The 20,498-nt window shown below is 71.1% G+C and carries 16 protein-coding genes and 1 pseudogene; 7 read left to right on the top strand and 10 right to left on the bottom strand.

Annotation, left to right across the window (positions count from 1 at the left end):
- Window positions 1-31 precede the first annotated feature (31 nt).
- The 4 genes from tal to pgl are packed head-to-tail and all read left to right on the top strand — an operon-like array spanning window position 32 to window position 4,593.
- The gene (tal, locus tag CP976_RS11055; protein WP_150480192.1) at window positions 32-1,150 is read left to right on the top strand and encodes a transaldolase; all 1,119 of its coding nucleotides are present in this window, start codon (window positions 32-34) and stop codon (window positions 1,148-1,150) included.
- A gap of 4 nt (window positions 1,151-1,154) precedes the next feature.
- Window positions 1,155-2,678, top strand: coding sequence for a glucose-6-phosphate dehydrogenase (gene zwf, locus CP976_RS11060; RefSeq protein WP_150480193.1), 1,524 nt, complete (start codon window positions 1,155-1,157; stop codon window positions 2,676-2,678).
- Window positions 2,675-3,811: a glucose-6-phosphate dehydrogenase assembly protein OpcA gene (opcA, locus tag CP976_RS11065; protein WP_150480194.1), complete on the top strand. Its 1,137-nt coding sequence runs from the start codon at window positions 2,675-2,677 to the stop codon at window positions 3,809-3,811. Before zwf ends, opcA begins: the two co-directional genes overlap by 4 nt.
- The gene (pgl, locus tag CP976_RS11070; RefSeq protein WP_150480195.1) at window positions 3,808-4,593 is read left to right on the top strand and encodes a 6-phosphogluconolactonase; all 786 of its coding nucleotides are present in this window, start codon (window positions 3,808-3,810) and stop codon (window positions 4,591-4,593) included. Before opcA ends, pgl begins: the two co-directional genes overlap by 4 nt.
- Window positions 4,594-4,733: 140 nt before the next feature.
- On the opposite strand, the gene CP976_RS11075 is transcribed toward pgl, so the two are convergent.
- The 5 genes from CP976_RS11075 to CP976_RS11095 form a co-directional block, all read right to left on the bottom strand.
- Window positions 4,734-5,573 (bottom strand): carbohydrate ABC transporter permease, encoded by an 840-nt coding sequence (locus tag CP976_RS11075; protein WP_150480196.1) that lies wholly within the window; start codon window positions 5,571-5,573, stop codon window positions 4,734-4,736.
- Complete coding sequence (locus CP976_RS11080; RefSeq protein ID WP_150480197.1) at window positions 5,570-6,937, bottom strand: ABC transporter permease subunit; 1,368 nt, start codon at window positions 6,935-6,937, stop codon at window positions 5,570-5,572. The genes CP976_RS11075 and CP976_RS11080 overlap by 4 nt, the downstream gene beginning before the upstream one ends.
- 6 nt (window positions 6,938-6,943) lie before the next feature.
- A complete protein-coding gene (locus tag CP976_RS11085; protein WP_150480198.1) occupies window positions 6,944-8,269 on the bottom strand; it encodes an ABC transporter substrate-binding protein in 1,326 nt (441 codons plus the stop codon).
- A 49-nt stretch (window positions 8,270-8,318) separates the two neighbouring features.
- Entirely contained in the window at window positions 8,319-9,977 is a 1,659-nt protein-coding gene (locus CP976_RS11090; RefSeq protein ID WP_190146941.1) for a glycoside hydrolase family 13 protein, read from the bottom strand.
- Between the two features lie 140 nt (window positions 9,978-10,117).
- A complete protein-coding gene (locus tag CP976_RS11095; protein WP_150480200.1) occupies window positions 10,118-11,389 on the bottom strand; it encodes an ABC transporter substrate-binding protein in 1,272 nt (423 codons plus the stop codon).
- A gap of 121 nt (window positions 11,390-11,510) precedes the next feature.
- On the opposite strand from CP976_RS11095, the gene CP976_RS11100 reads away from it, so the two are divergent.
- The 3 genes from CP976_RS11100 (at window position 11,511) to CP976_RS11110 (ending at window position 15,440) form a co-directional block, all read left to right on the top strand.
- Window positions 11,511-12,026, top strand: coding sequence for a PadR family transcriptional regulator (locus CP976_RS11100; RefSeq protein ID WP_086561728.1), 516 nt, complete (start codon window positions 11,511-11,513; stop codon window positions 12,024-12,026).
- Window positions 12,023-12,778, top strand: a complete 756-nt coding sequence (locus CP976_RS11105; protein ID WP_150480201.1) for an ABC transporter ATP-binding protein — start codon at window positions 12,023-12,025, stop codon at window positions 12,776-12,778. The genes CP976_RS11100 and CP976_RS11105 overlap by 4 nt, the downstream gene beginning before the upstream one ends.
- A gap of 70 nt (window positions 12,779-12,848) precedes the next feature.
- On the top strand, window positions 12,849-15,440 hold the full coding sequence (locus tag CP976_RS11110; RefSeq protein ID WP_150480202.1) for an ABC transporter permease: 2,592 nt from the start codon (window positions 12,849-12,851) through the stop codon (window positions 15,438-15,440).
- Window positions 15,441-15,460: 20 nt separating this feature from the next.
- Here the strand turns inward: CP976_RS11110 and CP976_RS11115 are convergent, their stop codons facing one another.
- The 5 genes and pseudogenes from CP976_RS11115 to secG all read right to left on the bottom strand — a co-directional run bounded on the left by CP976_RS11115 (window position 15,461) and on the right by secG (window position 20,492).
- Window positions 15,461-16,384, bottom strand: a complete 924-nt coding sequence (locus tag CP976_RS11115; RefSeq protein ID WP_150480203.1) for a hypothetical protein — start codon at window positions 16,382-16,384, stop codon at window positions 15,461-15,463.
- A 172-nt stretch (window positions 16,385-16,556) separates the two neighbouring features.
- The gene (gene pgi, locus CP976_RS43635) at window positions 16,557-18,209 is read right to left on the bottom strand and encodes a glucose-6-phosphate isomerase (RefSeq protein WP_167537546.1); all 1,653 of its coding nucleotides are present in this window, start codon (window positions 18,207-18,209) and stop codon (window positions 16,557-16,559) included.
- Between the two features lie 195 nt (window positions 18,210-18,404).
- Window positions 18,405-19,547 (bottom strand): annotated as a pseudogene (locus tag CP976_RS43640) (MFS transporter); the annotation flags it as partial.
- Between the two features lie 134 nt (window positions 19,548-19,681).
- Window positions 19,682-20,017, bottom strand: a complete 336-nt coding sequence (locus CP976_RS11125; RefSeq protein ID WP_003976875.1) for an RNA polymerase-binding protein RbpA — start codon at window positions 20,015-20,017, stop codon at window positions 19,682-19,684.
- A 238-nt stretch (window positions 20,018-20,255) separates the two neighbouring features.
- Window positions 20,256-20,492 carry a preprotein translocase subunit SecG gene (gene secG / locus CP976_RS11130; protein ID WP_208641567.1) on the bottom strand — a complete coding sequence of 79 codons (237 nt, stop codon included), beginning with the start codon at window positions 20,490-20,492 and terminating at the stop codon, window positions 20,256-20,258.
- Window positions 20,493-20,498 lie beyond the last annotated feature (6 nt).

Genomic DNA, 20,498 nt, shown 5'->3' on the forward strand with positions numbered 1-20,498 from the left:
TTATATACGACACGTAGGAGATGGAATTTCCATGACAGACGCACTCAAGCGCCTCTCCGAGGAAGGCGTGGCGATCTGGCTGGACGACCTGTCGCGCAAGCGGATCACGTCCGGCAACCTCGCCGAGCTGATCGACCAGCAGCACGTCGTGGGCGTCACCACCAACCCGTCGATCTTCCAGAAGGCGATCTCGCAGGGCGACGGCTACGACACGCAGCTGACCGATCTCGCCGCCCGCAAGGTCACCGTCGAAGAGGCCATCCGCATGATCACGACGGCGGACGTCCGCGACGCCGCCGACATCCTGCGCCCGGTCTTCGACGCCACCGGTGGCCAGGACGGCCGGGTCTCGATCGAGGTCGACCCGCGCCTGGCGCACAACACGCGGGCGACGGTCGCCGAGGCCAAGCAGCTCGCCTGGCTGGTGGACCGGCCCAACACGCTCATCAAGATCCCGGCGACCGAGGCGGGCATCCCGGCCATCGCCGAGACCATCGGCCTGGGCATCAGCGTCAACGTCACGCTGATCTTCTCGCTGGAGCGCTACCGCCTGGTCATGGACGCGTTCCTGACCGGCCTGGAGAAGGCCAAGGAGCGCGGCCTGGACCTGTCGCAGATCCACTCCGTGGCGTCGTTCTTCGTCTCCCGCGTGGACACCGAGATCGACAAGCGGATCGACGCGCTGGGCACCGACGAGGCCAAGGCGGCGCGCGGCAAGGCCGGCGTCGCGAACGCCCGTCTGGCCTACCAGGCGTACGAGGAGGTCTTCTCCTCGGACCGCTGGAACGCCCTGGAGAAGGCGGGCGCCAACAAGCAGCGTCCGCTGTGGGCGTCCACCGGTGTCAAGGACAAGGCGTACAAGCCCACCCTGTACGTCGACGAACTGGTGGCCCCGAACACGGTGAACACCATGCCGGAGGCGACCCTGTTCGCCACCGAGGAGCAGGGCGAGATCCGCGGCAACGCCGTCGCCGGCACGTACGAGCAGGCCCGCGCCGACCTCGACGCGGTCGAGAGGCTCGGGATCAAGTACGACGACGTGGTCCAGCTGCTGGAGGAGGAGGGCGTCGAGAAGTTCGAGGCGTCCTGGACCGACCTGCTGAAGTCGACCGAGGCCGAGCTTCAGCGCCTCGCCCCCTCGGAGGGCTGAACAGGTGTCGAGCAGCAACCCGCTGCGTGACCCCGCGGACCGACGGCTCCCGCGTATCGCGGGGCCGTCGGGCCTGGTCATCTTCGGCGTCACGGGCGACCTGTCCCGGAAGAAGCTCATGCCCGCCGTGTACGACCTCGCCAACCGGGGTCTGCTGCCGCCGGGCTTCTCACTGGTGGGCTTCGCCCGCCGCGAGTGGGCGCACGAGGACTTCGCACAGGAGGTCCACGACGCGGTCAAGGAACACGCCCGCACGCCCTTCCGCGAGGAGGTCTGGCAGCAGCTCATCCAGGGCATGCGCTTCGTGCAGGGCACGTTCGACGACGACGACGCGTTCGAGCGCCTGCGCTCCACGATCGAGGAGCTGGACAAGGCACAGGGCACGGGCGGCAACTTCGCCTTCTACCTGTCCGTGCCGCCGAAGTCCTTCCCGGTGGTCATCCAGCAGCTCAAGAAGCACGGGCTGGCCGACCAGAAGGGCGGCTCCTGGCGGCGCGCGGTCATCGAGAAGCCGTTCGGGCACGACCTGAAGTCGGCCGAGGAGCTCAACAAGGTCGTCCACGAGGTCTTCGCCCCGGACCAGGTCTTCCGCATCGACCACTACCTGGGCAAGGAGACCGTCCAGAACATCCTGGCCCTGCGCTTCGCCAACACGATGTTCGAGCCGATCTGGAACCGGTCCCTCGTGGACCACGTGCAGATCACGATGGCCGAGGACATCGGCATCGGCGGCCGGGCCGGGTACTACGACGGCATCGGCGCCGCCCGTGACGTCATCCAGAACCACCTGCTCCAGCTCCTGGCACTCACCGCCATGGAGGAGCCCGCCTCCTTCGACGCGGACGCGCTGGCCGCCGAGAAGACCAAGGTGCTCGGCGCGGTGAAGCTGCCCAAGGACATGGGACGGGACACCGTGCGCGGCCAGTACGCGGCCGGGTGGCAGGGCGGCACGAAGGTGCGCGGCTATCTGGAGGAGGACGGCATCAACGCCTCCTCGAAGACCGACACCTACGCCGCCATCAAGCTGGAGATCGACAACCGTCGCTGGGCGGGCGTCCCCTTCTACCTGCGCACCGGCAAGCGCCTGGGCCGCCGCGTCACGGAGATCGCGGTCGTCTTCCAGCGGGCCCCGCACTCCCCCTTCGACACGACGGCCACCGAGGAACTGGGATCCAACGCGATCGTCATCCGCGTCCAGCCGGACGAGGGCGTCACGGTCCGCTTCGGCTCGAAGGTCCCCGGCACGTCGATGGAGATCCGCGACGTGTCGATGGACTTCGCGTACGGCGAGTCCTTCACGGAGTCCAGCCCGGAGGCGTACGAGCGTCTCATCCTGGACGTCCTCCTCGGAGACTCGAACCTCTTCCCGCGTACCGAGGAGGTCGAGCTGTCCTGGAAGATCCTCGACCCGATCGAGGAGTACTGGGACACCAACGGCAAACCCGCCCAGTACCCGGCCGGTACCTGGGGGCCCGTCGAGGCGGACGAAATGCTCGAGCAACACGGACGGAGCTGGCGCCGGCCATGAAGATAGACCTCACGGACACCACGGCCAGCAAGATCAACAAGGCGCTGGTGCAGGGCCGCCGGGCGATCGGCACCCCGGCGGTCGGGATGGTGCTCACGCTGGTCATCGTGACCGACGAGGAGAACGCCTACGACGCGCTGAAGGCCGCGAGCGACGCCTCACACGAGCATCCCTCGCGCACGCTCGTGGTCATCAGGCGCGTCTCCCGCTCGCCCCGCGACCGTACGCAGTCCCGCCTGGACGCGGAGGTCCGGGTCGGCGCGGAGGCCGGGACCGGAGAGACGGTGGTGCTCCGGCTGTACGGCGAGGTCGCCGATCACGCCCAGTCGGTGGTGCTGCCGCTGCTGCTGCCGGACGCCCCGGTGGTGGTGTGGTGGCCGGTGAGCGCTCCGCTCGACCCGGCGAAGGACCCCCTGGGTGCCCTCGCCCAGCGCCGCGTCACCGACACCTACGCCTCCGAGCAGCCGGTGCGGGACCTGGCCACCCGCTCCGGGACCTACACCCCCGGCGACACGGACCTGTCCTGGACCCGCATCACGCCCTGGCGCTCCATGCTGGCGGCGGCCCTCGACCAGGTCACCTGCGAGGTCAGGGCCGTCGAGGTGGAGGGCGAGGAGTTCAACCCGAGCTGCGAGCTGCTGGCGATGTGGCTCGCGGACCGGCTGGACGTCCCGGTGAAGCGCTCGCTGTCCGGCGGCCCCGGTCTGACGGCGGTCCGCATGGACACCAGCTGCGGCGCGATCACCCTGGACCGTGCCGACGGATCGCTCGCGACCCTCTCCATCGAGGGCCAGCCGGCCCGCGGGGTGGCGCTCAAGCGCCGGGAGACGGCCGAGCTGATCGCGGAGGAGCTGCGGCGGCTGGACCCGGACGACACGTACGCGTCGGCGCTGCGGTACGGGGTGGACCGGCTGAAGGCGTCCTGGCCGGCTCCGGCGAAGGAAGAGCCGGTGGCCGAAAAGGAAGAGCCGGTGGCCAAAGGGGAGCCCAAAAGTGACGGCCGGGGGCGGCTCGCCCTCCCCGCTCCCGTCGAAACGGCTGCGAAAGCTCCCGCTGCGGAAGCGACGGCGCAGGCACCGGTGAAGCAGGAACCGCCCAGGTTGGAACCGGTAAGGAAGGCACCGACGAAGTGAGTACGGCACCGCAGCTGGTCGTCCACCGCGACAAGGAGCTGATGGCCCAGGCCGCGGCGGCCCGGCTGATCACCAGGGTCGTGGACGCGCAGGCCTCCCGGGGCTCGGCGTCCGTGGTCCTGACGGGCGGCCGCAACGGCAACGGCCTGCTGGCCGCCCTGGCCGCGGCGCCCGCCCGGGACGCGATCGACTGGAGCCGGCTCGACCTCTGGTGGGGTGACGAGCGGTTCCTGCCCGAGGGCGACCCCGAGCGCAACGTCACGCAGGCGCGTCAGGCACTGCTGGACTCGGTGCCGCTCGATCCGAAACGGGTGCACGCGATGCCCGCGTCGGACGGCCCCTACGGCACCGACGTGGACGCGGCGGCGGCCGCGTACGCGGAGGAACTGGCGCGTGCGGCGGGCCCGGAGAACCACGGGCCTGTCCCCACGTTCGACGTGCTGATGCTGGGCGTCGGGCCGGACACGCATGTGGCGTCGCTCTTCCCGGAACTCCCGGCCGTGCGGGAACTCGACCGTACGGTCGTCGGTGTCCACGGCGCGCCGAAGCCGCCGCCGACCCGGGTGACGCTGACGTTGCCGGCGATTCGGGCGGCGCGGGAGGTGTGGCTCCTGGCCGCGGGCGAGGACAAGGCCCAGGCCGCGGCGATCGCGCTCTCGGGAGCCGGGGAGATCCAGGCGCCGGCGGCCGGGGCGTACGGCCGCAGTCGGACACTGTGGCTGCTGGACGCGGCGGCGGCTTCGCAACTGCCGCGTTCCTTGTACCCGCCGGCTTCGGCTTAGGCAACCAGGGGGCTCCGCCCCCTGGACCCCGGGCCTTCGCCCACCCACTACCCGAAGCCCTTTCAAGGGCAGTTTCGGGTGCGGGTGGGCATAGGCGGGGGTCCAGGGGGCGGAGCCCCCTGGTCGTGCATCGGCAGTGCTTACTTCACCGACCCGGCCATGACCCCCTGCACAAAGTGCCTCTGGAACGCGAAGAACACGACGACAGGCACGACCAGGGACACGAACGCCCCGGGCGCCAGGACATCGATGTTGCTGCCGAACTGCCGTATCTGCGACTGGAGTTCCACTGTCAACGGCTGCGAGGCACTGTCCGCGAACAGCAGCGCCACCAGCATGTCGTTCCACACCCACAGGAACTGGAAGATGGCCAGGGAGGCGATCGCCGGCCGCCCCACCGGCAGCACGAGCCGCGTGAAGATACGCCACTCACTGCCCCCGTCCATCCGCGCGGCCTCCAGCATCTCCTTCGGAATGTCGGCGAAGTAGTTCCGCAGCAGGAACACCGCGAACGGCAGTCCGTAGGCCACGTGGAACAGCACGACACCGGGGATCGTGCCGAACAGCCCAAGCTGCCCGAAGAGTTTCGCGACCGGCAGCAGCCCGATCTGCACGGGCACCACCAGCAGCGCGACCACGACGAGGAAGATCGTCTCCCGTCCGGGGAAGTCCAGCCACGCGAAGGCGTATCCCGCGAGCGCGGCGATCACCACGACGAGCAGCGTCGTCGGCACCGAGATCAGCACCGTGTTCCAGAACGCCTGCGTGATCCCGGCGTTCTCCAGCAGCGACGAGTAGTTGTCGAAGGACAGCTGCCCGGGACTGGTGAACACCGTCCACCAGCCGCCCTTCGCCGTGTCCTCGGCGGACCGCAGCGAGGACAGGAACAGCCCGGCCAGCGGCGTCATCCACACCAGGCCGACCACCACGAGGAAGGCCTGGACGACCCCGTTGCCCAACCCGCGCCGAACCGCGTTCATCGCTGCCCCCTTCGGAAACGGCGGACGTTGAACACCATGGCCGGAACCACCAGCAGCAGGAGCAGCACACCGAGCGCGCTGCCGAGTCCCTGGTTGTTGCCGCCGCCGAACGACACCAGCCACATCTGCGTCGCGAGCACGGTCGCGTCCTCCTGCACGGGACCGGGCGCGATGATGTAGACGAGGTCGAAGACCTTCATCACGTTGATGACGAGGGTGATGAAGACGACCGTCAGCACCGGTGCCAGCAGCGGCACCGTGATCCGCCGGAAGATCTGCCACTCGTTCGCGCCGTCCATCCGCGCCGCCTCCAGCGCGTCCCGCGGCAGCGTCGACAGGCCCGCCCCGATCAGCACCATGGCGAAGCCGGTCCAGATCCACAGGTAGGCCCCGATGATCGCCGGTGTGACGAGCGCCGGTCCGAGCCAGGAGACACCCTCGTAGGGTGGGGCGAAGTTGGACGACGGCAGCTTCACCGCGTACGAGCCCGGTTGGAGTCCCTCGAAGCGGAAGGAGCCGTCGGACGCGGTGGTCGCCGTGGCGACGGCCTTGCCGTCCCGGACCGCCTCGACCTTCATCTGCGGCAGTCCGCTCTCCCGCCGGTCGACCTTGCCCTGCTCCCCTCCCCCGCCGGGCGTGAAGTCCAGGTAGACCACGCCGCGCAGTTCGTCGGGGGCGGCCTTCTTCCCCGCCGCCGCGTACGCGGGTTCGGTCCCACCGGGCAGGTCGTCGGGCAGCACCCCGACGAGGCCCAGCGCCACCGCGTCGCCCGGGGACACGCTCGTACTCGTGCGGTACGAACCGTCCTTGTCCTTCGTCAGGCCCTGCCCGTCACGCGCCCGGGCCGTCGGGTACGAGGACTCCGCCTTGAAGGCGTCGTGGACGGAGACGACAGCGGCGTTCAGGACGCCCTTGTCCGGGTCCTCGTCGTAGGCGAGCCGGAAGATGATGCCGGCGGCGAGGAAGGAGACCGCCATCGGCATGAAGAGGAGCAGCTTGAAGGCGGTGGCCCAGCGGACCTTCTCCACCAGGACGGCCAGGATCAGCCCCAGGCCGGTGAGCAGGGCCGGGGCCACGACGACCCAGATGGCCGTGTTGCGGACGGCCGTGAGGGTCGCCGGGTCGCGGAACATCTCGGCGTAGTTCTCGCCGCCGACGAAGGTCGTCCCGGAGGCGTCGAAGAAGCTGCGGCCGACGCTGAACAGCACGGGGTAGACGACGAGCGCGCCGAGCAGCAGCAGTGCGGGCAGCACGAACAGCAGGGCGACGATCTTGCCGCGCCGCCGCAGCCGCCGGGTGCGGTCGGCGATCGTGACGGGCGGTGGCGGTGGGGGGTTCGTCTCTTTGACGAGGGTCGCTGTCATGGCGGATCAGTCCTGGTACGCCTTGGCCGCCGCGGCCTCCAGCTTCGCCGCGGTGCCCTTCGGGTCCGACGGGTCGCGCAGGAAGTCCTGGAGCAGCTTCCACTCGCCCGTGCCCTTGGTGCCGCCGAAGGACGCCGGGGCCTGGTCGGACATGTCGAAGCGGACCGAGTCCCCGGCGTCGACGAGGGACTTGGCGGTGGCGCGGGTGACGTCGTCGCCGTAGGAGGCGAGGTCGAGCTTCTTGTTCGGGGAGAGGAAGCCGCCGGCTTCCGCCCACACGGCCGAGGCCTCCGGGGTCGCCAGGAACTCCAGGAGGGCCTGGGCGGCCTTCTGGTTCTTGCCGTCCTTGAGGACGACGGCCGCGTCGCCACCGCTGACGACCGGCGCCTCGCCACCGGCGACCGCCGGGAACGGGAAGAAGTTCGCGTCCTCGCCGACCTTCTTGCCGAACTGGTCCTTGGCGACGCCGGCGACGAAGTCGCCCTCGTAGACCATGCCGGCCTCGGGCTCCGGCCCGAAGACCTTCTCCACCGAGCCGGGGAAGTCGGTGTTCAGGGCGCCCTTCTGGCCGCCGGCGATGAGCTGCTTGTCCTTGAAGAGCTTGCCGAGCGTGGTGAGGGCCTCGACGACGGACGCGTCGGTCCACTTCAGCTTGTGCGCGGCGAGGGCGTCGTACTTCTCGGGTCCGGCCTGGGAGAGGTAGACGTTCTCGAACCAGTCGGTGAGGGTCCAGCCGTCCTGTCCGGCGACGGAGAAGGCGGCGAGACCGGAGTCGGACACGGTCTGCCCGGCCTTCAGCATCTCGTCGTAGGTCTTCGGGGGCGTCACCCCGGCCTGGGCGAGGGCGTCGGGGCTGTACCAGACGGTCGACTTGTGGGCGGCCTTGAAGTACAGGCCGTAGAGGGTGCCGTCGACGCTGCCGTACTCCTTCCACACGGGGGCGTAGCCGGCGTCCACGGACTGCTCGGTCTTCTTCGACAGCGGCTTGAGCCAGCCCTTCTGCGCGAACTGCTTGAGCACGCCGACCTGCGGGACCATCACGACGTCGGGGGCGTTGCCGCCCTCGATCTTGCTGCCGACGACGGTGGAGACGTTGTCGCCGGTGGACGTGAACTGCGTCTTGGCGCCGGTCTTCTCGGTGAAGGCGTCCAGCACCTTCTGGAAGTTCTTCTGCTCGGTGCCGGACCAGACACCGGCCACGGTGATGGTCTGGCCGTCGAGCGCCTTGTCGCCGCCGCCGGCCGCGACGGGGCCGCCGCCGCAGGCGGTCGCGCCGAGCGCCAGGACGAGGGCGGTGCAGCCGGTGAGCAGGGTGGTACGTCGTCGCATCATCGTTGATGTCCCTTCGGGGAATTGACTTGCGGGGTTGACTTGCGGGCGTTCAGGAACGGATCCACCAGGCGGCCGTCGAGCCGGAGAGCACTCCGGGCGCGCAGGGGCCGCTGGCGAGCAGGGGGGTGCCGGAGACCGGCGCGGGGGTGGGGGCCGTACCGAAGTTGACGGCGCACACCAGGTCGTCACCGCGGGTGAAGGCCAGGACGCCGGGCGGGGAGTCCAGCCAGCGCAGTGTGCCCTCACCCAACTGGGGCAGCGCGGCGCGCAGTTGGAGGCCGTCGCGGTACAGGTGCCAGAAGGAGCGGGTGTCGGCGAGGGCCCGGTCGGTGGCGTACTCGGCGAAGTACTCCGGCTGGGGCAGCCACGGCTTGGCGCTCTCCACGCCCGGGGTGAAGCCGAACGGCGAGGCCTGGCCCGACCAGGGCAGCGGCACCCGGCAGCCGTCGCGGATGCGGGCCCGGCTGCCGGTGCGGCGGAAGATCGGGTCGGTGAGCACGTCGTCGGGCAGGTCCACGACCTCGGGCAGGCCGAGCTCCTCGCCCTGGTAGATGTAGGCGGCTCCGGGCAGCGCCAGCATCAGCAGCGCGGCGGCACGGGCGCGGGCGGCGCCGAGTCCGCTGCCCTCGGTGGCGGGTTCGCCGTAGCGGGTGACGGTGCGGACCTGGTCGTGGTTGTTGAGGACCCAGGTGACGGTCGAGCCGGTGCCGGCGATGTCCTGCATGGCCTCGGAGATGACCTTCTGGAAGGCGTCCGGGTCCCAGGGGGCGCTGAGCAGGTCGAAGAAGAAGGCCTGGTGCAGTTCGTCGGGGCGGACGTACTGGGCGTGCTCGCGGGCGGTCGGGACGGAGACCTCGCCGACGAGCAGGCGTTCGAAGCCGTCGCGCTCGGTGTACTCCTCGCATATGGAGCGCCAGCGCCGCCACACGTCGTGGACCTCCGGCTGGTTCCAGGCGAGCGGGTTGACCGAGTCGCGGGTGCGGGCGTCGGCCTCGGGGTCGTCCGAGTCGGGCAGCTCCGGGTGTTTGAAGAGCCCGGCCGCGACGTCGATGCGGAAGCCGTCGATGCCCCGGTCCAGCCAGAAGCGGAGGATCCGGTCGAACTCTGCGGTGATCTCCGGGTTGCGCCAGTTCCAGTCGGGCTGCTCGGGCGCGAACATGTGCAGGTACCACTGGCCGGGCCGTCCGTCCGGCTCGGTCACCCGGCTCCAGGCGGGGCCGCCGAACATGGAGTGCCAGTTGTTGGGCGGCTCGGCGCCGTCCGGGCCGCGGCCGTCGGCGAAGTGGAAGCGGGCGCGGGCCGGGCTGCCGGGTGGGGCGGCGAGCGCCTCGCGGAACCAGGGGTGCTCGCTGGAGCAGTGGTTCGGGACGATGTCGAGCAGCACCTTGATGCCCAGCCGCCGCGCGGCGCCCACCAGCAGGTCGAACTCGTCGAGGTCGCCGAAGAGCGGGTCGACGTCGCAGTAGTCGGCCACGTCGTAGCCGTGGTCGTGCTGCGGCGAGGGATAGAAGGGGCTCAGCCAGATCCCGTCGACGCCGAGCTTCTTCAGATAGGGCAGCCCGGCCCGGACTCCGGCGAGATCGCCGACGCCGTCGCCGGTGCTGTCCAGGAAGCTGCGGACGTACACCTGATAGATCACTGCGTCACGCCACCAGTGGTGCCTGTTCAACCCATCGACCTGTCTCTGAGGAGGGCAGCGGTTATGCATGCATGTTAAGTAGGCGTGTCGAGAGGGTGTCAATGAAAAGGCAGAAGCTACCGAGGAGTTGATATGGCGGATTCAGGCATCTATCGGACATATCTCAGCCAGATGAGACGTCCGCGTTACCTAACAAGTAAGTAGAAGTACTACCGGCGTGAGATGAGGGCGAGCTCCCGCGCCAGACGGCGCACCGCCGCCGTGGGTGTCTCGTGCCCGGCCATCGCGTCGTGCACGACCGCCTGCACCACCAGACTGACCTGGTCGTAGCGCGGGCTCTTGGGGCGCGGCTCGGCCGTGCGCACGCTCTCGCGCAGGGTCGGCAGGTAGGGGAACCTGCGGATGAGCGCGGGATCCTCGTAGAGATCGGCCCGGACGGGCGGCAGCGCGCCGCGCGTGAGCACCTGGCGCTGGACGCGCTCGCTGGTGAGGTAGGCGATCAGGCGGGCGGCGGAGTCGGGGTGCCGCGCATGCGCGCTGACGGCCAGGTTGGAGCCGCCGAGGACACTCGTGCCCGGCCCGTCCGGTCCCGGCAGGGGCACGGCGCCGACCTTCCCGGCGACCTCGGAGCCCGGGGCGGAGGCGCCGACGTAGGCGTACGGCCAGTTCCGCAGGAAGAGCAGCCGGCCGTCCTGGAAGGCCTGCTTGGACTCCTCCTCCTTGTACGTCAGCGCTTCCTTCGGTATCCAGCCCTCGCGCACCCCGCGCGCCAGGAAGCCGATGCCCTCGCGGGCCGCCGCCGAGTCGACGGTGACGCGCTCGCCCTCGTCCCCGAGGATCGAGCCGCCCGCCGAGTAGACGGCCTCGGCCGCGTTGACGGTGAGGCCCTCGTACGGCAGGAACTGCCCGGCGTAGCCGTCGAGGCCGTACTTCGGGGCGATGGTCTTCGCGTACCGCTCCAGCTCCGCCCAGGTGCGCGGCGGCCGCACGCCCTCCTTCGCGAGGATGTCCTTGCGGTAGAGGAGCAGGCCGGCGTTGGTGACGTACGGGACGGCGTAGAGCTGTCCGTCGTAGGTCGCCGTGTCCACGACCGGCGGGAGGAAGGTCCTCAGGGGGAAGCGGTCGCGGGGCAGCGGCCGGATCCAGCCCGCCGCGGCGAACTCCGAGGTCCAGTTGACGTCGATGTTGAGCACGTCGAACCGGCTGCGGTCGCCGTCACGCAGGTCCGTGGCCATCTGGGCCTGGGTCTCGTCGGCGGAGTCCGGCAGCTCGACGAGGGTCACTTTCTCGCCGGGGTGGGTGCGGTTCCAGCCCTCCAGCAGAGGACCGAGGTAGCCGGTAAGGTCTCCGGCGGTGGCGAGGGTCAGCGGTCCACGGCCGCCGCCGGCGGGCTCGCCCGCCTGCGCTCCGGCGGCAACGTAACCGGTCAGGACCACGACGAGAACGAGAAGGCCCCTACCCGCGGCATGGATCCACCGCATAGGTTCCTCCCTGTACACCGGCGACGGGCGCCTTCGCCCGGAACAGAGGCCATGTATACCTGTTAGGTATGGGCGATACTAGGGCCTGGAGCACATTGGACCGGACAGGAGGACTGCACGCGTGCGCCTGCCCCTCCTGGCCCTCCTCGCCCGCGGACCCGCCCACGGCTACGAGCTCAAGCAGGACCTTGAGCAACTGCTGGGCTCCGCGTACCCTCAGCCGAATGTCGGCCAGATCTATGTGACCCTCGGCCGCCTCGAGAAGTCGGGACTGATCGAGGGCGAGGACGTGGCGCAGTCCAGCCGGCCCAACAAAAAGGTCTACCACCTCACCGACGCCGGGCGGGAGGCGCTGCGCGCCTGGTTCGAAGAGCCCGAGGACGAGCCGCGGGTGCGGGACGAGTTCTTCATGAAGCTGGCGCTCGCTCCGCAGAGCGGTCTCGCCGACCAGATCTCCCTGATCAACCAGCAGCGGCGCCAATACCTGAACACCATGCGGCAGCTGTCGAAGCTGGCCGCCGCCGAAGACCGCGACAACCGCATCGCCCACCTGTTGATAGAAGGCGCGATGCTGCACCTGCAAGCCGATCTCGACTGGCTGGAGCGGTGCCAGGAAGAGCTGGAGGAACTGGAGTGAGCGACGACCGTCCCGCTCCTGTGCTGCGCGCCGAGGGGCTGGTGAAGACGCACCACGGCGAGGGCGCGCCCGCCCATGCCGTGCGCGGGGTCGACCTGAGCGTACGGCCCGGCGAGTTCGTGGCGATCACCGGCCCGTCCGGTGCCGGGAAGTCGACACTGCTGCATCTGCTCGGCGGCCTCCAGCGGCCGGACGCGGGCAGGATCTGGCTCGACGGCGAGTCCACCGACACCTACAGCGAGGCCCGCTGGGCGGTGAAGCGCCGGAAGCGGATCGGGATCGTCTTCCAGTTCTTCAACCTCGTGTCCAACCTGTCCGTCGCCGACAACGTGGAGCTGCCCGCCCTGCTCGCCGGGACCTCGCCGAAGCGGGCCCGGGCCGAGCGGGAGCAGTTGCTGGCCGAGCTGGGCCTGACGGGCAAGGAGCGCAGCATGCCGGGCGAGCTGTCCGGCGGCGAGCAGCAGCGCGTCGCCCTGGCCCGGGCACTGGTCAACCATCCCCCTCTGCTGCTGGCCGACGAGCCCGCGGGCAGTCTCGACAGCAAGGGCACCCGCGAGGTGATGCGGCTGCTGACCCGCTTCCACCAGCGCGGCCAGACGATCCTGCTGGTCACCCATGACGCGCGGCTGGCGAGCGCCGCGGACCGGGTGATCAGCTTCTTCGACGGCCGGATCGCCGACGACGCGGAACTCGACGGCGGCACACCACCACGCCGGGCCGGGATATCCGGTGTGCTGGAACTCAGGGACTGACATGCGGGTGAAGGACTGACATGCGGGTGTACGACGGCTGCCCGGTGTCCGGGCCGAGAGGCTGAGGCCCGTGCGAGCCACCCTGCGCTGGGCGCACTCCGATCTGCGCACGCACCGCGGCGAGGCGCTGTTCCTCGTCCTCGCCACCGCGGGCATCGTCGCCTCCCTGCTGCTCGCCACGGCCCTGTTCGGGTACGCCACCAACCCCTGGCAGCGCGTGTTCACGCAGTCGCACGGCGCGCACGTGTGGCTGCACACCGACACGGCGGCCGACACCGGGAAGCTGGCCGAGCTGGACGGCGTCGACTCCGTCGCCGGCCCGTACCCCACCGCCGCCACCACCGTCGCCTCGCGCGGCAGCCGCGCCGCCGTGGAGCTGCGCGGCACTACGCAGCGGCCGTCCGTCGGCCGCCCGCCGGTCGTCTCCGGCCACTGGCTGGACCCCACGACCCCGAACGGTGTGGTCCTGGAGAGCCGCCTCGCCCGCGCGCTGCTGGCCGAGCCCGGCGACACCCTCACCGTGCCCGGCACCGCCCGCGAACTGACCGTGGTGGGCCTCGCCGACAGCGCCGAGCCGCGCTACCGGCCCGGTGAGCAGCCGGGCCTGGTGTGGGCGTTGCCGTCGGCCGTGCCGGATCCCGTCGGCCAGGTGATCGGGCTGCGGCTGACCGATCCCGGCGACACGTCCTACGTCGTCCAGCGCGCCGTGACCGTACTGGGCGCCGGGGCGATCGGGGAGGTGTCCACCTGGCAGCAGGCCCGGGCCGAGGCGCAGGGCGACAACCGGCTGCTCGGCCAGGTGCTGGGCCTGTTCGGGCTGGGCGCGCTGGTCGCCGCCGGGCTCGCCGTGCACGGGGCGATCGGCACCCGTATCCGCGGCCACCTGCGGGACCTCTCCGTGCTGAAGGCGATCGGCTTCACCCCCGGCCAGGTGGTCCGCATCTTCCTGCTCCAGCACCTCGCCTACGCCCTCCTGGGTGCCGTGGCCGCCGCCGCGCTGGCCGAGGCCCTGGGCAGCCGGGTCCCGGGGCGTCTCGGGGACGCGGTCGGGGTGTGGCAGGGGCTGCCCGGACACACCGTGGCGCTGTTCGTGATCCCGGTGGGCGCGGTGCTGTTCATCGGCGCGACCACCGGGCTGGCCGCCTGGCGGGCGGGACGGGTGCCGCCGGTGCCGGTGCAACGGCCGACGGCGGCGCTCGGCGGTCGGCTGACCGGAGCGAACACGGGCCGGGCGTTCGGACCGGGCCCCGCGGTGGCTACGCCTGGCACGCAACCGACCGGGACAGCGGCCCAAGCCCTCCAGCCGGCTGCCGCACCGACTGTCAGGCGTCTGGCCGACGGCCTGCGCCGGGTTCTCGGACTGCGGCCCACACCGGCCGCACCCGACCGGCAGCCGGCCGGGACAACGAGCCAAGCCCTGCGACCGCAGACCGCAGCGGCTCCGCACGGCGGGCGGCCGACCGGCGGGCTGCGCCGGGCCCTCGGGCTGCGGCCCGCGGCTCCCCGGGCCGGGCAGCTCTCCGACCTGGCCCGCCGCGCCCTCGGGGCGCGGGTTCCGCCCGCGCTGGTGCTGGGCTGGCACAAGGCGTTCACCCGCCGCCCCCGGTCCCTCGCCACCGTCGCCCGTCTCACGCTGCCGCTGCTGCTGATCGTCGTGGCGATGAGCGCGTGGACCACCATCGACCGCTTCCACAGCACGCCCGAGCAGGTCGGCCTGCCGACCGCCCTCAGCGTCCGCGCCGACGCCGGCCTGACCGAACGGCAGACCCGCGCCCTCCTGGAACGCGACCCGGGGGTGACCGCCGCCTACCCCGGCGTCGAGACGGCCGCCCTGGTCCCGGGCCAGACGGCGACCATCGCCCTGCGCGGCCTCGGCACCGACCAGGACCCCTACCCGTACACCCTCGCCGAGGGCCGCCCCGCCAGTGGCGCCGACGAGGCCGTGGCCGGGCAGGGACTGCTCGACCTGCTGGACGTGCGCGTCGGCGACTGGGTGCGGATGACCGTCGGCGACCAGCCGCAGATCCTGCACATCGTGGGACGCAGCATCGAGCCGGACAACGCCGGCCGGGTCATCTCCACGTCCCTCGACACCCTCCGCGCCAACGACCCCGGGCTCCGCCCGACCCTCTACGAGCTGCGCCTGGATCCCGGTGCCGACCCGCGGGAGGTCGCCGACCGGCTGGCCACGGCCGGGCGCGGCCACCTGGACGTGCACACCGTGACCAACCCCGCCGACGGGCTCTCCCCGCTGCGCGCGGTCGTCGCCGGGCTGATCGCCGTCCTCGCCCTCATCGGGCTGATCGAGCTCCTGACGGCGATCGGCGGCACCGTCCGCGAGAGTGAACGGGACCTGCTCGCGCTGAAGGCCATCGGCCTGTCCCCCCGGCAGATCACGGCCATCACCGTCACCGCCACCGGCTGTACGGCACTGGCGGCCGTGCTCGCCGCCACTGCCCTGGGCCTGCCGCTCGCCCACTGGCTGATCGACGCCCAGGGCCGGTCGAGCGGCATCGGCGCCGGGATCGCCCAGGGCCCGTCCGCCCCGCTGATGCTGCTGCTCGGGACGGCGGCGGTCCTCTGCGCGGCCGCACTCGCCGCCCTGCCCGCGGCCCGTGCGGCCCGCCGCCGGCTCGCGGACACACTGAGCGCGGTCGCCTGACGTCCTGACCGCTCCGCGGGTCAGCCGCCGTAGGGGTGCTGCGGGTTGTACGGCGGCTGCGGGTGCGGGGCGTACGGGTGCTGACCGCCCGGCGCGTAGGGATGGCCGTAGGGGTTGCCGCCCTGCGGCGGCAGGTACGGCGATCCCGCCGGGGGCGTCCCCGGAGGCATCGGCGGGACCGGCCCGGGCGCGGGCGCCGGCGCCAGAGTCGCCGGATGGGCCTTAAGCCGGATCCCGTACCGCCGCTTGAGCCGCCCCATCTCCAGCAGCGCGATGGCGGTGACCGTCACCGGAGCGCCCAGGATGAAGACGATCCCCAGGGTGAGGCTCAGGCCGTGCAGATCACCGGTGACGAGGTCCGGGACGGCCACCAGCCAGCTGGTCACCATGGCGAGCAGCGGCGGCAGACAGCGGTGCGTGGCAGCCGTGCCGAAGAAGTTGCCGGAGACCCGCACCGCCCCGTAGGCCGTGAAGATGAGCATCCACATCATCGTCAGGCCGACCCCGATGATCACGGCGGCGTTCGCCGACCCGTTCACCGTCTGCACCAGCATCAGCAGGGCGGCCACGCACCCGACGAACAGCAGGAGCAGCAGCAGGGAGTTGAGCAGCGGCACCCGCAGCTGCCGCACCGTGCCGCCGCGCCGCCAGACCCAGAGCATCGCTGCGACCGTCAGCGGCGTGAGGAAGAGCAGGACGACGGAGGCCGTCATCGCGTTCTCCAGCAGCTCCGTGAAGTCGAAGCCGCCCTCGATGAAGGTGTAGACCCCGAGGGACGCGACCGCCCCGGCGATGACCCGGAACTTCTTCAGCCGCTCCACGGACGGATCGAGCGGCTGCGGTATCCACGCGGGGTGGAACACCGCCCGCGCCACGTCCTGGGGCTTCAGGACGGACCCGACCGTCAGCGCGCCGCCTGTCCAACTACCGCGTGTGCGTGCCACTTCGCGCTCCCCCGAGCACTCGCCATGATGATCGCCCGGGAGTCTACGGGAAGCGGAGGGCGGGCCGCCGGGGGTGGGCGGAATCAGCGCGCCGCCGGACAGGGGGGCGGACAGCACGCCGCCGGGCGGTGGGCGGACAGCACGCTGCCGTCCGCCTCCCGCCCGGTGCTCGTCACTGCCGGCCGCGCAGCTCCCGGTACGTGGCGACCAGGGCCTTGGTCGAGGCATCCAGACCCTCGACCTCGGCGCCCTCGGTCAGCGCGGGCTCGACGCGCTTGGCGAGGACCTTGCCCAGCTCCACACCCCACTGGTCGAAGGAGTCGATGTCCCACACCGCGCCCTGCACGAACACCTTGTGCTCGTAGAGGGCGACGAGCTGTCCGAGCACGGACGGCGTCAGCTCGGGCGCCACGATCGTGGTCGTCGGGTGGTTGCCCTGGAACGTCTTGTGCGGGACCAGCTCCTCCGGCACACCCTCGGCCCGCACCTCCTCCGGGGTCTTGCCGAAGGCGAGCGCCTGCGTCTGGGCGAAGAAGTTGGCCATCAGCAGGTCGTGCTGCGCCTTCAGTTCGTCGCTCAGTTCGGCGACCGGCCGCGCGAACCCGATGAAGTCCGCCGGGATGAGCTTCGTGCCCTGGTGGATGAGCTGGTAGTAGGCGTGCTGCCCGTTGGTGCCGGGCGTGCCCCACACGACCGGCCCGGTCTGCCACTCCACCTCACGCCCGTCCCGGCCGACGTACTTGCCGTTGGACTCCATGTCGAGCTGCTGGAGGTAGGCGGTGAACTTGGACAGGTAGTGGCTGTAGGGCAGCACCGCGTGCGACTGGGCGTCGTGGAAGTTGCCGTACCAGATGCCCAGCAGGCCCAGCAGCAGCGGCACGTTGGACTCGGCGGGCGCGGTCCGGAAGTGCTCGTCGACGATCCGGAAGCCGTCGAGCATCTCCCGGAAGTTGTCCGGGCCGATGGCGATCATCAGGGACAGGCCGATCGCGGAGTCGTACGAGTAGCGGCCGCCGACCCAGTCCCAGAACTCGAACATGTTGGCCGTGTCGATACCGAACTCGGCGACCTTCTCGGCGTTCGTCGACAGGGCGACGAAGTGCTTGGCGACGGCGGCCTCGTCACCCAGCGCGTCCAGCAGCCAGCCGCGCGCGGACGTGGCGTTGGTGACCGTCTCGATGGTGGTGAAGGTCTTGGAGGCGATGACGAACAGCGTTTCCGCCGGGTCCAGGTCCCGCACCGCTTCGTGCAGGTCGGCGCCGTCCACGTTCGACACGAAGCGGACCGTCAGGTCCCGGTCGGTGAAGGCGCGCAGCACCTCGTACGCCATCGCGGGACCCAGGTCGGAGCCGCCGATGCCGACGTTGACCACGTTCCTGATGCGCTTGCCGGTGTGGCCGGTCCACACGCCGGAGCGGACACGCTCGGCGAAGTCGGCCATCTTGTCGAGCACCGCGTGCACGCCCGGCACCACGTTCTCACCGTCGACCTCGACGACCGCGTCCCGCGGCGCCCGCAGCGCGGTGTGCAGCACGGCCCGGTTCTCGGTGGTGTTGATCTTCTCGCCTCGGAACATGGCGTCCCGGAGCCCGAACACGTCGGTGGCGGCGGCCAGTTCGCGCAGCAGCCGCAGGGTGTCGTCGGTGACCAGGTGCTTGGAGTAGTCGACGTACAGGTCACCGACCCGGAGGGTGTACGCGGTGCCGCGGCCGGAGTCGGCGGCGAACAGCTCGCGCATCCGGACGTCGCCCAGTTCCTCGCGGTGCTTGGCCAGTGCCGTCCACTCGGGCGTCTGGTTGAGCCTGGTACGGCCGTCTGCGTTCATCTCGGAGTTCAGCCTTCTTTCCTGTCCTGCCTGCGTACCTTGCCCCGCTGCCGGTCCCAACCTAATGGAGCAGCGCGTGACATCGTCTGTCGTGGCGCCGTCGTCCGGCTCAACAACACCTACGTTCACATGGAGCGCGGGTATCAGCGCGAGGACGGCGAGGACGAAGAACGCGGCCGTGAGCAGGGGCGGCGTGTTCGGCCCCCAGGCGGTGGCGACGGCCCCGCCCAGCAGGGCTCCGAGGGGCACGCCGGCGAAGGCCAGGGTCCGGAAGGCCGAGCTGACCCGGCCCAGCAGTGCGGCGGGGCTGCGCTCCTGCATCAGTGTCATCGTGTTGACGTTCCACACCATGCCCATGAGCCCGAAGACGGCCAGCGCGCCCACCAGCACGGCGAGGCTGCGCACGGTGCCCATGACGACGAGGGCGGCGGTCTGCACCGAGCCGGCGAGCAGCACGGACCGTAGCCGGCCGAGACGCGCGACCAGCCGGCCGTTCACCACTCCCCCGGCCAGGCTGCCCAGGGTGAAGGCCGCGCCCGCCGCCGCGTATCCCGCGGGGCCCGCGTCGAGCCAGTCGGTGACGAGGACGACCAGCATGGCGAGCTGGGCGCCCATGCCGATGTTGCACAGGGCGGTCGCTGCGCACAGGCCACGCAGGGCGCGGTCGCGCCACAGGGTGCGCAGCCCCTGAGCGATCTCGCGGCGCAGGGTGCTCCCCGACGACCTGGGCTTCCGGTCGGACTCGGCGGCCGGCAGTGAGGCGATCAGCACGGCGGCCACCAGGAAGGTCACGGCGTCGGCCGCGAAGGGGACGGCGGTCCCGGCGGCCAGCAGCAGCGGGACCACGGGCCCGCCCAGCAGGCCGCCCGCGATGCGCTGGCCGGTCATCAGCCGGGCATTGGCACTGCCGAGGGCGTCCCGGTCGACCAGGGCGGGCAGCAGCGCCGTGGCGGCGTTGTCGAAGAGGGTCTGGAGGGTGGTCAGGGCGAAGGCCACCACGATGAGCAGGCCGATCGAGGCGTGACCGAGGGCGACCGCCACCGCGAAGGCGGCGACCAGCAGCCCGCGTAAGGCGTCGACCGTCCACATGGCGCGCCGCTGGTCCACGCGGTCGGCGACGGCCCCGCCGAGCAGGCCGAAGACGATCCAGGGCAGGTAGCCGCAGGCCGTGACGGAGGCGATGAGCAGCGGCTCGTCGGTCAGCGAGACGGCGAGCAGGGGCAGCGCGGCCGTACGCAGCGCGTCACCGAAACTGGACAGCACGGCGGCGCTCCACAGCCGTCCGAAGCCCCCGCGCCACGCGGGCGCGCGCCTGCCCGCCACCTCGACCGCCGCCACTGCTCCCCCTCACGGTTCGCCCGATGCAACAAACCGTAGAGGGCACCACTGACAATCGGTCCGCGAGCGGCCGTCCGCCGGGGCGGAAAGCAGCTCCGGCCGGGCACCCGCTGGTGCCCGGCCGGTCTCAACTCCTAGATCTCGCCCCGCAGTTTGGCGAGCGCCTCGGCGAGGATCGCCTCGCCGTCCGCGTCGCTGCGCCGCTCCCGCACATACGCCAGGTGCGTCTTGTAGGGCTCGGTGCGCGGCGGGTCCGGCGGGTTGTCCCGGTCCTGGCCGGCCGGGAATCCGCAGCGGGGACAGTCCCAGGTTTCGGGCACCTGCGCGTCGCTGGCGAAGCTCGGCTGGGTCTCGTGTCCGTTGGAGCACCAGAAGGAGATGCGCAGCCGCGGCGCGGACTCGCCGCGCTCGGCCTCGCCCATCGGCCCCGCCCCGACCCGGCTTCCCCGGATCGCGTTGCCACTTGCCACGGTCGTAACTCCCTGCGTGATGGTGCCGCGAAGCGAGTCGGCGTTCCGCTTCGCTGCGAGCGCCTCAGTCTACGTAAGGCCCAACGCGCGTCCAGTGATTGGAGTTACAACCCTCACACCTAGACGCAAGCCCCATGATAGGCCGCGCTTTGCCGCGCGTACCGAACATGGGGCCTTACGTACGTATCGCTTGGGTACGTCTTGCGTGCGTACGTATTGCGTGCGGAATGCGGGCCGGTCAGTTGTTCACCTTCATCAGGATGCCGAGCACGATAATGCACGCGAACCAGAGCAGACCGACCACGACGGTGATCCGGTCGAGGTTGCGTTCGGCGACCGAGGAGCCGCCGACGGAGGACTGCATGCCGCCACCGAACATGTCGGAGAGGCCGCCGCCCTTCCCCTTGTGCATCAGCACCAGCAGCATCATCAGCAGGCTGAAGACGATCAGGGCGATCGAGAACCCCAAAACCACGGCTGG

It is taken from the genome of Streptomyces coeruleorubidus, assembly GCF_008705135.1.
Lineage (GTDB): Bacteria > Actinomycetota > Actinomycetes > Streptomycetales > Streptomycetaceae > Streptomyces > Streptomyces coeruleofuscus.

Excerpts from the sequence above, each read along its gene's own strand:
- tal (WP_150480192.1), top strand. The coding sequence starts at position 32 with ATGACAGACGCACTCAAGCGCCTCTCCGAGGAAGGCGTGGCGATCTGG.
- opcA (WP_150480194.1), top strand. The coding sequence starts at position 2,675 with ATGAAGATAGACCTCACGGACACCACGGCCAGCAAGATCAACAAGGCG.
- CP976_RS11075 (WP_150480196.1), bottom strand. The coding sequence starts at position 5,573 with ATGAACGCGGTTCGGCGCGGGTTGGGCAACGGGGTCGTCCAGGCCTTC.
- CP976_RS11080 (WP_150480197.1), bottom strand. The coding sequence starts at position 6,937 with ATGACAGCGACCCTCGTCAAAGAGACGAACCCCCCACCGCCACCGCCC.
- CP976_RS11085 (WP_150480198.1), bottom strand. The coding sequence starts at position 8,269 with ATGATGCGACGACGTACCACCCTGCTCACCGGCTGCACCGCCCTCGTC.
- CP976_RS11090 (WP_190146941.1), bottom strand. The coding sequence starts at position 9,977 with ATGCATAACCGCTGCCCTCCTCAGAGACAGGTCGATGGGTTGAACAGG.
- CP976_RS11095 (WP_150480200.1), bottom strand. The coding sequence starts at position 11,389 with ATGCGGTGGATCCATGCCGCGGGTAGGGGCCTTCTCGTTCTCGTCGTG.
- pgi (WP_167537546.1), bottom strand. The coding sequence starts at position 18,209 with ATGAACGCAGACGGCCGTACCAGGCTCAACCAGACGCCCGAGTGGACG.